This window comes from Brenneria tiliae (assembly GCF_023347575.1).
In the GTDB taxonomy this organism is placed as follows: domain Bacteria; phylum Pseudomonadota; class Gammaproteobacteria; order Enterobacterales; family Enterobacteriaceae; genus Brenneria; species Brenneria corticis.
This window is the reverse complement of sequence record NZ_JAKPCB010000099.1, coordinates 248927-260336: the sequence shown is the minus strand read 5'-3', so window position 1 is coordinate 260336 and position 11410 is coordinate 248927. Positions and strand designations below refer to the sequence as shown.

The 11410-nt window shown below is 51.7% G+C and carries 12 protein-coding genes, 2 tRNA genes and 1 pseudogene; 4 read left to right on the top strand and 11 right to left on the bottom strand.

The genetic code is table 11. The features are described 5' to 3' along the window. Window positions 1–145 precede the first annotated feature (145 nt). Both ompX and MFP24_RS15010 read left to right on the top strand, forming a co-directional pair. Window positions 146–664 carry an outer membrane protein OmpX gene (gene ompX / locus MFP24_RS15015; protein WP_249230936.1) on the top strand — a complete coding sequence of 173 codons (519 nt, stop codon included), beginning with the start codon at window positions 146–148 and terminating at the stop codon, window positions 662–664. 194 nt (window positions 665–858) lie between these two features. Next, entirely contained in the window at window positions 859–2028 is a 1170-nt protein-coding gene (locus tag MFP24_RS15010) for an MFS transporter (RefSeq protein ID WP_249230937.1), read from the top strand. 79 nt (window positions 2029–2107) lie between these two features. Here MFP24_RS15010 and MFP24_RS15005 read toward each other — a convergent pair whose 3' ends face one another. From MFP24_RS15005 to MFP24_RS14970, 8 genes and pseudogenes are all read right to left on the bottom strand, one after another. Next, window positions 2108–3511 (bottom strand): EmmdR/YeeO family multidrug/toxin efflux MATE transporter, encoded by a 1404-nt coding sequence (locus MFP24_RS15005; protein WP_249230938.1) that lies wholly within the window; start codon window positions 3509–3511, stop codon window positions 2108–2110. Between the two features lie 585 nt (window positions 3512–4096). Then, window positions 4097–4360, bottom strand: a complete 264-nt coding sequence (locus tag MFP24_RS15000; RefSeq protein ID WP_249230939.1) for a hypothetical protein — start codon at window positions 4358–4360, stop codon at window positions 4097–4099. A gap of 9 nt (window positions 4361–4369) precedes the next feature. Further along, window positions 4370–4654, bottom strand: a complete 285-nt coding sequence (locus MFP24_RS14995; RefSeq protein WP_249230940.1) for a type II toxin-antitoxin system RelE/ParE family toxin — start codon at window positions 4652–4654, stop codon at window positions 4370–4372. Continuing rightward, the gene (gene relB / locus MFP24_RS14990; protein WP_249230941.1) at window positions 4644–4889 is read right to left on the bottom strand and encodes a type II toxin-antitoxin system RelB family antitoxin; all 246 of its coding nucleotides are present in this window, start codon (window positions 4887–4889) and stop codon (window positions 4644–4646) included. The genes MFP24_RS14995 and relB overlap by 11 nt, the downstream gene beginning before the upstream one ends. A gap of 166 nt (window positions 4890–5055) precedes the next feature. Beyond that, window positions 5056–5276, bottom strand: a pseudogene (locus MFP24_RS14985) (phage integrase central domain-containing protein); the annotation flags it as partial. A 107-nt stretch (window positions 5277–5383) separates the two neighbouring features. Next, window positions 5384–5460 (bottom strand) — tRNA-Pro (locus MFP24_RS14980). A 78-nt stretch (window positions 5461–5538) separates the two neighbouring features. Then, complete coding sequence (yejM, locus tag MFP24_RS14975) at window positions 5539–7302, bottom strand: LPS biosynthesis-modulating metalloenzyme YejM (protein WP_249230942.1); 1764 nt, start codon at window positions 7300–7302, stop codon at window positions 5539–5541. Window positions 7303–7316: 14 nt separating this feature from the next. Beyond that, window positions 7317–7547, bottom strand: coding sequence for a YejL family protein (locus tag MFP24_RS14970; protein WP_249230943.1), 231 nt, complete (start codon window positions 7545–7547; stop codon window positions 7317–7319). Window positions 7548–7724: 177 nt separating this feature from the next. On the opposite strand from MFP24_RS14970, the gene yejK reads away from it, so the two are divergent. Next, window positions 7725–8735 (top strand): nucleoid-associated protein YejK, encoded by a 1011-nt coding sequence (yejK, locus tag MFP24_RS14965; RefSeq protein WP_249230944.1) that lies wholly within the window; start codon window positions 7725–7727, stop codon window positions 8733–8735. A 204-nt stretch (window positions 8736–8939) separates the two neighbouring features. Here yejK and MFP24_RS14960 read toward each other — a convergent pair. Together MFP24_RS14960 and MFP24_RS14955 are read right to left on the bottom strand one after the other, a co-directional pair. Further along, a tRNA-Ser gene (locus tag MFP24_RS14960) sits at window positions 8940–9029 on the bottom strand. Window positions 9030–9260: 231 nt separating this feature from the next. Next, entirely contained in the window at window positions 9261–9899 is a 639-nt protein-coding gene (locus MFP24_RS14955; RefSeq protein WP_249230945.1) for an RpiB/LacA/LacB family sugar-phosphate isomerase, read from the bottom strand. Window positions 9900–10138: 239 nt separating this feature from the next. Here MFP24_RS14955 and MFP24_RS14950 point away from each other — a divergent pair, with 239 nt between their 5' ends. Further along, window positions 10139–10810, top strand: coding sequence for a tellurite resistance TerB family protein (locus MFP24_RS14950; protein ID WP_249230946.1), 672 nt, complete (start codon window positions 10139–10141; stop codon window positions 10808–10810). Window positions 10811–10876: 66 nt separating this feature from the next. Here MFP24_RS14950 and fabA read toward each other — a convergent pair whose 3' ends face one another. Continuing rightward, a complete protein-coding gene (gene fabA / locus MFP24_RS14945) occupies window positions 10877–11395 on the bottom strand; it encodes a bifunctional 3-hydroxydecanoyl-ACP dehydratase/trans-2-decenoyl-ACP isomerase (protein WP_249230947.1) in 519 nt (172 codons plus the stop codon). Between the last annotated feature and the right edge of the window lie 15 nt (window positions 11396–11410).

Here is an 11410-nt window from a genome sequence, read left to right as displayed (position 1 = left end):
ATTAGTGTACTAGGGCTACTTGAAAATATTTGTTACATCTAAGTTATGATTGAAAAATATTTATCAGGCGGCAAGTTCACTTTTTTTTTGTTATATTTACAGCGTTAGGTGTTCTTTCCAATAAAATAAATTCGAGGCTGTATATATGAAAAAAATCGCGTGTCTTTCAGCTCTGGCTTGTGTATTAGCCGTTAGCGCAGGTTCTGCATTGGCTGGTCAGAGTACCGTATCGGCAGGTTATGCTCAGGGTGATGCCCAGGGCGTAGTCAACAAGGCAAAAGGTTTTAACCTGAAATACCGTTACGAGTGGGATAATAGCCCGCTGGGCGCCATCGGTTCTTTCACCTATCTGGAAGATAGCAGCAGTGATGCTGATAGATACTATAACAAAGGTCAATATATCGGTATTACCGCCGGTCCCGCTTATCGTCTGAATGACTGGGCAAGCATTTACGGTGTTATCGGTTTAGGCCACGGCAAATATACCTATAACGGCGACAACGGTTCTGACAACAACAAGAATGACGATTATGGCTTCACCTACGGTGCCGGTCTGCAGTTCAACCCGATTGAGAACGTGGCGCTGGATTTGGGTTACGAGCAAAGCCGTATCCGCAGCGTTGACGTCGGTACCTGGGCCGTTGGCGTAGGTTATCGTTTCTAATCCATAGCTTCAGGCATTAGCCCTCAAGTTTGGTTGTTAAGAGTGTGTCTGCAAAATCCGCCTTCAGGGGCGGATTTTTTTTTACTGGTTTTGTCAGCGCGATCGGTGTAGTGTGCCGCGCCGATCGGCGGCATTGCTTTGACGCTGTCGCCCGGATGTAATCCAAACCTGAAATAACTTGCTGAGGTTTTTATATGGTTGTGGCATCACCACGCCGGACCCGCGTATTTATATTTATTACCGTCATCTTGCTGGGGCTAAATCTGCGGCCGGTGCTGGCGGGAATCGGACCGTTGCTGACGCAGATCCAGGCCGCCACGGGATTAAACGACACCATGGCCGGGCTGCTGACCACGTTGCCGGTATTTGCCATGGGATGGTGCGCGCTGTATGGCGGTCGGCTACAGTCGCGTCTCGGGGAATATCGCGGAATCGCCCTGGGGATTATGATTATCGCCATTGCGTGCAGCATGCGCTGGTGGATCAATAGCGCTGCGGGATTGCTGCTGACCGCGGCGCTAGCCGGAATCGGCATCGCCGTGATCCAGGCGCTGGTGCCGTCGTTTATCAAGCACCATTTCAATCGCCACAGTAGCCTGCTTATGGGGCTTTACACCACGGCGATAATGGGGGGCGCGGCCATTGCCGCTTCTTCCGTCTCTCCATTGGCGAATGCGTGGGGCTGGAAGAGCGCGCTGGCGTGCTGGGGAGTCATGGCGCTGATTGCGGCGGCGGCCTGGAAAATCATACCCCGGGCGTATAGGGAGAAAAACGAGGCTGTGACGGTCTCAACCGCGCATCGAACCTCAATGGACTGGCTGTTAATGGCGTTTTTCGGTATCGGCACCGGCGCTTATACGCTGGTTCTGGCATGGCTGCCCCCTTACTATATCCAACTGGGTTTGAGTTCGACGCAAAGCGGTTTAATGCTGGGCGGGCTGACGTTGACCGAAGTATCCGCAGGGCTGCTGGTATCGGCCTGCATCAACTATTTCCCCGATCGCCGCCGGTTGCTGTTGCCGGTACTCGCCATTCTGCTGGCGGGAATGATCGGATTGATCGTCGCTCCCCTGACGCTGACCTATGCCATCATCATTATGATAGGAATTGGCATCGGCGCATTGTTTCCTTTGTCGTTGATCGTTGCCCTGGATCAGGTTACCGATTCGCATAAGGCCGGGGCCTTGATGGGGTTTGTTCAAGGCGGGGGATATATTCTTGCCAGCCTGATGCCGCTTCTCGCCGGATTTATACGTCAACATACCGCGGGGTTGCAGCAGGCCTGGTTGATTATGGCGGTGGGCGTGGTGGTATTAATGATTATCGCCACCCGCTTCGCGCCGCTAAAACGGCGCTATGCCTGAGCGGGAGATATTTCCGCGCAAAGAGAAATAACGGACGAACGCCGACCAATTGACGATAAGCGGGGAAATGCGCTTATCGTCACGGCGTCTCTTGAGGACGGTAGCGCCACAGCCAGCGTCCGCTTTCCATCCGGCGGTAAAAAAGCACGCCGCGGACAACCCAGTCGAAACACATGCCCATCCACACGCCAATAACCCCAAATCCGAGAATAACGCCAAGAATATAGCCGGCGATAACCCGGCACCCCCACATGCCGGCCATGGCCACCCACATGGTATAGCTGGCGTCTTTCGCCCCTTTCAATCCGGCCGGCAGCACCCATGATGCCGCCCAGATCGGCGTAAAGAGCGCATTGAGCCAAATAAGATGTTTAACCACGCCAATAACTTCCGGTTCATTGGTGTAGAACGATGCCAGAAATCCGGCGCTGGGGATGGAAAATAGCGCCAGGAGGCACGAACCGATATTCGAAAGCCAGAAAATATAGTTCAACTGCCGGGTGGATTGCATGATTTGCCCTTTGCCTAACCGAGTACCCACAATAATGGTGGCGGCGGAGCCCAGCGAATTGCCGGGAAGGTTAATCAATCCCACAATTGAAAAGGCGATAAAATTCCCGGCAATGACTTCGGTGCCCATTCCGGCGACAAAACGTTGGGTTATCAGTTTACCGACGTTGAACATCACGGATTCAATGCTGGCGGGGATGCCAATACTGAGCACCTCATACAAAATGGCGGCGGTAAAAGGGGCGAAATAGGATTTGAACGGTATCCTGAGCGCGCCCTTAAAGCCGTGCATCAGCGTCAGGATAACGCACAGCGCACCGATATAACGGGCGAGGGTAATCCCGATGCCGGCGCCGATAAAACCGAGTCCGTCCCAGGCAGAAAAGCCATAAATCAACAGGCTGCTGATGACAATATTGAGGATATTCATCCCGATATTAATAACCATCGGCAATTTGGTATTACCCGCCCCGCGCAGCGCCCCGCATCCTACCAGCGTAATGGCCAGGGCAGGGTAGCCCCACACCGTCCAGCGCAGGAAGGTCAGGGCCAGGCTTTTGACATTGTCATTGGCCTGGCCGGCAATCAGATCGATAATCACCGCGCCGAAAAACTCGACCAATACCACCAGCAGGAACGACACCAAAACGAGCAGGGAGATGGATTGACTCGAAGCCGACCGGGCCTGCTTTCTGTTGCGTTGGCCCAGACTGAATGCCACGACGACGGCGGTACCCAGCGCGACAGCGGTAAAAAAAGCAATAATCAGCATATTAAAGCTATCGGCCAGACCGACGGCCGCCATCGCTTCTTTGCCCAGCCAGCTCACCAGAAAAGTGCTGAATACCCCCATCAGAACCACGCACAGGCCCTCGATAAAGATGGGAAAAGCAAGCGGCGAGATCTCTCGCCAGAACAGCACACGGTTTGAATATCGTTTCTTATACCAGTTTGTATCTGTTAGTTTTTTCATGAAACGGTCTTGGTTATACCCCGACTTTCCCTCGCCGAACGTTAATAACGGCAGCGTAGTACGCCCGCCATTCAGCAAATGGTGTTATTAATGCAAATGGGTTATCCGTGCGGCAAAAGGCGACCAATCAGGCCGCCCGAAAGCTAAAGCAGCGTAGTGTGCGATGGCCTGACGGTCGAATCCGCATTGCGTCATCTACTTACGATAAAATACGGATGATGTCGTCGGGTACACACCATCATTTTTTTGAAAAGTTCGATATTTATGCAACAGAGTATCAGCAGCAGGATCGATGCTCCAGTCGGATTTGATTATCGCCGATGAAATTGTGCATCCGACCAATAGTCCCGTCTGAATTGCACTAACCGTGCTGATTTTATTTTTTATGAATCACCACTTAAACGCCGATGAGTATGGAAAACAAATAACATGAGAGAAATTGAATTTATAGCGTAACTTGATGTTTTTGTTGCTTTCGTTATGAATTTATTTTTGTTCATATGACTAAACGTATAACTAAAGCGAAAAGTCATCCTGAGAAATAGTCTGTGCGTATCAGTCGAGTATCGTTTGATACGCTGATTTTTAGCGCTGGCCGTGTTGTAAATTTAACTTCGCTTGACGACGCGCCAACACCATCATTTTCCGGGTGTGTTGCCATAGAATGCCATCTAGCAACATAAACTCACGCCACTCGGCTGTACCAAAAGAAAGAGCGCTGCGCATCAATTCGCCCACACGTTCGGCAAGGAGCAGGTTTCTGACGCGCAGTAACTCCAGCGGTGTGAATTGCCCATGGTCACCAGCAAAAGGAAAGAATGCCTGGCGGCTGCGTTCTCCATGTTTCACCGTGGTTGTTCACCATTTTGACGGTAAACGCCTGTGCGTATGAAAGACGCGTAGAATCTGGATCATATTATTTTTCACGCGGTAGGGGATGATGTAGGGATAGTGCGTTAACACCAGTTCACGCGTTCCTGGCACACGACCAGGTCTTCCCATTGCTGGTTGTTGGGGTAATAATTTCGTTACCCTTTGAACTTCATCTGCAAACTGGCTGGCAGCCTGTAGATCGTCTTGAGCTATATAGAGGTACTCGGCTTCTAAATTGGCCGCGGCTTTACGCAGCCATTTAGTTTCCATGTCTTGCCGTTCCTAGCTTTTTAAAGATATTGTTCATCTCATCTGATGAGACAAAATCACCTGCATCGGCTTCTTTAATGGCTTGCTCGATCTCTGCAATCTGCCAGGCTTCTCGCGCAAGATAGTCTTCAATGGCTTGCCCGGCCAGAAAAGAGCGAGTACGTCCCGTGGCTTTAGCCAGAGCATCAAGCTGCGCGGTTGTTTCATCATTCAATCGAACGGACATAACACCCATACTTCCCCCCCAGTGAATTGTGTATTTTGTATACATTGTAGTTAGTTGGACTTGATGAGGCAAGCTACCTCTAGATGGTATCTAGTCCTTTGCATGAGAATTTATTTGTTTTCTAGTAGGTTGTGACGTTCAGGAACGAGATAAGATTTATTCTGTGGTTATACAACATACGCAGACTAACTCCTTTGACGGTTTCCTGTTTGCCGTTGGCCGGTATCGGTTCCAGCGCGTTGATGAAGTGGTAGGCGGTGAGTTGGGTGTGATTGGCATGATTCCAATGAACGGGAACATGTATTTTTCCAGCGAACGCAAGATATCATTAATGGTATTCCCGGCCAACGGTTGGGATTTTTTCACCTCGTACCAGTCAGTGGCAACTTTTTGAAAACGAAGCAAACCGCTAGATAACAGGCAACAAAAAACCCGCAAACTCAAAGAGAATGCGGGTTTCTGTGGGGTTTCCGGTAGTAAAGGATACTAACCGAAGATGTATTTGGTCGGCACGAGAGGATTTGAACCTCCGACCCCCGACACCCCATGACGGTGCGCTACCAGGCTGCGCTACGTGCCGATGCTATGGGCGCTTATACTACCTTTTATTGTCATGATTGCAATAGCTAAACCGAACGACTGCTTTAGATTTAGGCAGTTAGTTGGCAATAAAGCGTCTTTCATTGGTTAGCACCTGTAAAAGCAGGGCAAGCTGGGGTTTTTCATCATTCAGCTTACGTCCTTCCCGGTCGTAGGCGCGATAGCTGCCGTTACTTTCCAGCATAATGATTTGCTCCGGCGTGGTAATGGTTAAATCGCCGCCATCGCCATTCGCCAGCCAGTTATTGCTCCGCTGCGCCGAGAACAAATCCTCTCCCTGGGAATAATCGTCCGCGGCGTTTTTAACGTGCAGCAATCGTTGCATCAGGGTAGTCATGACGTCTTTGTTATCCGTCATTTTGCTAATCGTCTGCGCCGGCGTTCCCGGCCAGTGGACGATTAGCGGAATTTGCCATTGCGCGCGCTGGAAAATTTTTGCCCTATCTTGTTCGCCGAGATTTTTCTGCCTGGAGGTAATAATAACCACGGTTTTATCCAGTACATCCTTTTCCTGTAATGTGCTGATAATCCGGTCGATCTGTTGATCGGTATTCTGACGGTTCGTGGCAGTGCGCCGGGATTGTTCCGTCGCGGAGAGCTTTGCGGTTTCCCCGTCCTGTGAGGCACTGCCCAGCTCGATATAAGAGAACCAGGGCGCGGTGTTGCTATCGTGGTTCAGCCATTGCTGCCACTGCGCGGTAATCGCTGCGTCGCTCTGTTTCTGCGGCGCCGGCAAAGAGAAGTCGGACAGCAGCGCCTGGCGATAAAGCGGATTATCAAAGCCGTTGGTGGAGAACAGACCAAACTGATAACCCTGCTGACTTAACGCGGTCATCAGCGAGGAAGGTTTACGGGCGCTCAGAATGCCGTCCATATACGTCGTCGAGATCCCGTAGAACAGGTTAAATAACCCGGCATTCGGCTGGGTGCCCGAGTCGTAATGATCGCTAAAGCGGATATTCTGCTCGGCAAAGCGCGCCAAGCCCGGCATGCCGTGCTGGATAGCGTCGCTTTCGGCGTCGTCTATCACAATCATCAGCAGGTTATATCCGCTGCCGCTATCACGGAAGGCGATGTCGTTCAGCGGGTATTCCACCGTCATCGCTTCAGGGTTGCCTTGCTGCGCCAGACGGCGCTGATATTCCTGCGCGTCAAGCAGGCCGTGTTTTTCCAGAAAACGGCGTGCCGTCATGGGGTAGGAGAGCGGCAGGTTGGCGCGCTGCATGGTAATCGGACGGTAGAAATTGGCGTCCGCCCAGATGTACATCAGGTGCGAAGCGACAAACGCCGAGATAAAAACGCCCGCCAGGGGTTTGCCAAAGCTCTGGCGATTCAGGCTGCGCAGCTTTTGCCAGCACCAGGTGCCGAACAGCATTTCCACCATGAAAATAAGCGGGATACCGATAAACATCAGCTGCCAGTCGCGGGCAAGCTCGCTTTGATCCGGGTTGACCACCAACTCCCAGACGGTGGTGTTGAGATGAAGATGGAAGCGCGTGAAAACTTCAATATCAACCAGCAGCAGCGTCAGCCCCGTCGTCGCCAGCGCAGCGGAAAGAAAGCGCAGCAGACGCTGCGACATGACGATAAACGTCAGCGGGAAAACTATCAGCAGATAGGCGGCAAACCCGATAAAGCTGAAATGCCCGAGCCAGCTTACCAGTGCATAAATGCGGCCAAACAGCGAGGAGGGCCAATCGACAACAAACAGATACCGGCTACCCAGCCCCAGACTGAGCAAAATATTAAACAATGCGAACCAGTGTCCCCAACTGATCATCTGGGAAACTTTTTCACGGTAGCGCTGACGGTTGGTTACCATAAGTTGGTCAAAAATTAGTGAGCTTTATCTGCTTTTTTAATCGAAGCCTGTAATGCCTCGGCGAAAGAACCGGCCAGGACCTGACGTTGAGCCGGGGCAACGCTGGTATTAATCAGGTTGGTCACCATATTGCCCAGCACCATTAAAGCAAGATCGGTTGGCGCATGGTGCTTTTCCAGAACATTGACCAGTTCGGAGAGCAGTTGTTCAACGTGTTCGTCACTGTAACGGGATGATTGTGGCATAAGATGGTGTTTCTCCGGCGGTTAAAGTCGGATATCTTACCGTATAGGCTAGTCCTTTTCCGCACTTTTATCATTCTATACCGCATGCGTATATACAACAGGCTAAGCGAGGCTTTTCGGTTGCAGCCACCGCGCTTCGGTGTTTGAATACGCTCCTTGCCAAAAGGAGAGTTTATCATGAGTCTGGATATCGGCCAGATTGCCCTGCATCAGCTAATCAAACGCGACGAGCAAACGCTGGAAATGGTGTTGCGCGATTCCTTGTTGTCGACCAATGCGACAGTGGAAGAGATGATGGCTGAATTGCATCGCGTCTATAGCGCCAAGAATAAAGCTTACGGCTTGTTTAATGAGCAAAGTGAACTGGCGGACGCGCTTCGGGCCTGTCGTAAAGGGGATGAGGATTTTCTGGGCTTCACGCGGGCGGCTACCGGGCGCTTGCGCGATGAACTGGCCAAATACCCTTTTGCCGAGGGCGGCATTGTGCTGTTTTGCCAGTATCGTTATCTGGCCGTTGAATATTTGCTGATCGCGGTTCTCAATAGCTGCAACAGCATGCGGGTCAATGAGCAGCTTGATATCAGCAGTACGCATTATCTGGATATCAATCATGCGGATATTGTCGCGCGCATCGATTTGACCGAATGGGAAACCAACCCCGAGTCCACGCGTTACCTGACCTTTCTAAAAGGACGGGTAGGGCGGAAAGTCTCTGATTTTTTCATGGATTTTCTGGCGGCGGCGGAAGGGCTGGACACCAAAGCGCAAAACCGCGGCCTGCTGAAGGCGGTGGATGAGTACTGCGCCGATGCGCAGTTGGATAAAAACGAGCGTCAGAACTATCGTCAGCAGGTGTACAGCTATTGCAACGAGCAGTTGCAGTCGGGTGAGGAAATTCAGTTGCAGGCGCTATCGCAGGAGTTGGCGCCGCTGGGCGATAAAACGTTCCAGCAATTCTCAACCGAGCAGGGATATGAGCTGGAAGAGAGTTTCCCCGCCGATCGCAGTACGCTGCGGCAACTGACAAAATTTTCCGGCAGCGGCGGCGGCATCAGTTTGAATTTCGATGCGTTATTGCTGGGCGAGCGCATTTTCTGGGATCCGGCAACGGATACCTTGACCATCAAAGGTACGCCGCCGAATCTGCGCGACCAATTGCAGCGTCGTTTAACCGGCGGCAATCAGTAACCCTGCGGGCTGGCGTTGGATAAAAAGCCCTGGCGTCGGCGGGATTGACTCGCGCCCTCCATGGCGCTCGCCCTGCGGGCCGCCGTTGGCGGTCCAAAACGGCAGTCCTGCCGTTTTGTCGAACCCTGGCGAGGCTTCTCGTCAGTCCCATCAACATATAAAAGAAAACGCCCTTAGCTTTCGCTAAGGGCGTTTTCTTTTATATGGCGGTGAGGGAGGGATTCGAACCCTCGATACGTTTTCACGTATACACACTTTCCAGGCGTGCTCCTTCAGCCTCTCGGACACCTCACCGGGGGTTGCCGTACAGGTGGCAACGGGGCGCTACTATAGGCAGTCGCTCTACTTCGGTCAAGCAGTATTTGCTGGTTTCAGCTCATCTGGTCAAGCATTGAACTCCGGGGGATGACGGCGACCCGATATAAAGGATATTTATGCATTTTATTGTATAAAACATAAATCAACGGCCGAAAAAAACCACAGCGCAAATCAGCTGTGGTCTTGTCTCGTTGACTTTGGGTGCTGCTAAGCCAGCAGCCCCTTAATGTAACCGCTTAGCGCTTCATCTTTGCTGTTGGCGAAGAAGTATTCCTGGAATTTTGGACCGCTGATGGCGCCTTTGAGCAGATCCTGATCGATCCCTTTCAGAATGGTGATCAGATCCTTGTAGGCTACGGCCTTGACCGCATCCAGAATCTTCTTGTTGCGCTGTTCCGGAATAACGCGGTCGCGCGGATAACCCTGACCGCCTTCGCATTCGAACAGTTTTTCGAAGATATATTGCAGGTTCAGCTCCGCGCCCCAGCCAAAACCTTTGGCGAACGGCAGGGAGATGGCGTTACCGTCGTTGATCTGAGCAAACATATAGCCATCGGAGGGATCAACCACCAGACCGCAGATCACGCCAGGAAAAGAGTTACAGGCCAGCATCGCGCCAGCGCCGGTGCCACAGCCGGTTACCACGTAATCAGCGGCGCCGGCGTTGAGCAGAATCGCAGCCAGAATGCCGTTCTGCACATAAGTCAGCGGTGCGGCATCTTCGGCAGAATATTGACCGTAGTTGAAAACAGTGTGCCCCAGCGGCTCGACAACCTTGGTCAAGGTAGCGGCAATCAGTTCATTCTTGGCAGCCTGGCTGTTCTCATTAATAAGAGCAATTTTCATGTTCGTTCCTTTTTTGTGACAGACAACTACATTTTTTAAAACTGCATTTCAATTTATTGGATTCAGTATACCGTTTCAAAAATAAAGCGCAAATCATCGCAGCAAAGAATGCGCGGACGATAATGAAAGGGTCTTATACTTTTCATTGATATACATAACCTGACAAAAAAACGTCTGCCAGGTTTTACTATGGCATTGCAGCGTGTATATCTGTAACACGATTTCCTTGAGGTGGAAAAATGAATAAGTGGATACAACAGATTCAGGGGCTATTAGGCTCCGGCGGCCCTAAGCCGGGTAATCATCATCAGGGCGGCAGGAATGGCAATCTGGGCGATATGCTGAAGCCAGCCGCACTAGGGGGACTGGCCGGCGTGTTGTTATCGAATAAATCGGCCCGGAAAATAATGGGTTCCCTGGGTAAGAACGCATTGATTATCGGGGGCAGCGCCGCGGCTGGCGTTGTGCTATGGAATCAGTATAAAAAGCGGGTTCGGGATACGCATCAGGACGATCCGCAATTTGGCGTGCAGTCATCACCGGACAATATACGAGCCCGGCGTCTGATTCAGGCGCTGGTGTTTGCGGCCAAGAGCGACGGCCATATCGATGACGCCGAAAAACAGCGGATTGATGAAAATATCCGCCAACTGCAACTGGGCAGCGAAGCTCAGCAGTGGGTACAGGAGGCTATAGCGCAACCGCTCGATCCGGAGCTGTTAGCCAGAGATATCAAGAATGAGGAAGAAGCGCTGGAAGTCTATTTTCTGAGCAGCGCGGTGATTGATGTCGACCATTTTATGGAGAAAAGCTATCTGGACGCCTTGGCCGCGTCGTTGAAGATCCCTCAGGATGTCCGTCAGTCGATCGCCAATGAAATGAATAATCAGCAACAGCCGGGCCAGCAATAATAGCTCGGAACACGGCCTTGGTTACCGCGGGCGAACGGCCAGATGGCTTTTCGCCCGCGCATACATTCAGAAGGCGCTTGTGTCTTTGAACAGGCCGACTTTCAGCTCATTTGCCGTATAGATTAGGTGGCCGTCTACCAGCACTTCACCATCGGCAATACCCATAACCAGACGGCGGTTGATGACGCGTTTGAAATGAATACGATAGGTGACTTTTTTAGCGCTAGGCAAAACCTGCCCGGTGAATTTTACTTCACCTACGCCCAGCGCGCGTCCTTTCCCTTCGCCGCCCAGCCAACCCAGATAGAAGCCGACCAACTGCCACATGGCATCCAGACCCAGACAGCCGGGCATCACCGGATCGCCGATAAAATGGCAACCAAAGAACCACTGCTCAGGGTTGATATCCAGCTCCGCTTCCACGTAGCCTTTGCCATGAATGCCGCCGTCTTCGGTCATTTTTACCACACGGTCCATCATCAGCATATTGGGCGCCGGCAGCTGTGGTCCTTGCGGGCCAAACAGTTCACCGCGGCTGGAGGCAAGAAGGTCTTCTTTTGTATAGGATTCGCGTTTATCTACCATGTTCTCTGTAAGCCT

What these genes read in the sequence shown, in the direction of transcription:
- fabA (WP_249230947.1), bottom strand. Translation starts at nt 11,395, where the DNA reads ATGGTAGATAAACGCGAATCCTATACAAAAGAAGACCTTCTTGCCTCC.
- yejK (WP_249230944.1), top strand. Translation starts at nt 7,725, where the DNA reads ATGAGTCTGGATATCGGCCAGATTGCCCTGCATCAGCTAATCAAACGC.
- MFP24_RS14970 (WP_249230943.1), bottom strand. Translation starts at nt 7,547, where the DNA reads ATGCCACAATCATCCCGTTACAGTGACGAACACGTTGAACAACTGCTC.
- MFP24_RS15010 (WP_249230937.1), top strand. Translation starts at nt 859, where the DNA reads ATGGTTGTGGCATCACCACGCCGGACCCGCGTATTTATATTTATTACC.
- yejM (WP_249230942.1), bottom strand. Translation starts at nt 7,302, where the DNA reads ATGGTAACCAACCGTCAGCGCTACCGTGAAAAAGTTTCCCAGATGATC.
- ompX (WP_249230936.1), top strand. Translation starts at nt 146, where the DNA reads ATGAAAAAAATCGCGTGTCTTTCAGCTCTGGCTTGTGTATTAGCCGTT.
- MFP24_RS15005 (WP_249230938.1), bottom strand. Translation starts at nt 3,511, where the DNA reads ATGAAAAAACTAACAGATACAAACTGGTATAAGAAACGATATTCAAAC.
- MFP24_RS14950 (WP_249230946.1), top strand. Translation starts at nt 10,139, where the DNA reads ATGAATAAGTGGATACAACAGATTCAGGGGCTATTAGGCTCCGGCGGC.
- MFP24_RS14995 (WP_249230940.1), bottom strand. Translation starts at nt 4,654, where the DNA reads ATGGAAACTAAATGGCTGCGTAAAGCCGCGGCCAATTTAGAAGCCGAG.
- MFP24_RS14955 (WP_249230945.1), bottom strand. Translation starts at nt 9,899, where the DNA reads ATGAAAATTGCTCTTATTAATGAGAACAGCCAGGCTGCCAAGAATGAA.
- relB (WP_249230941.1), bottom strand. Translation starts at nt 4,889, where the DNA reads ATGGGTGTTATGTCCGTTCGATTGAATGATGAAACAACCGCGCAGCTT.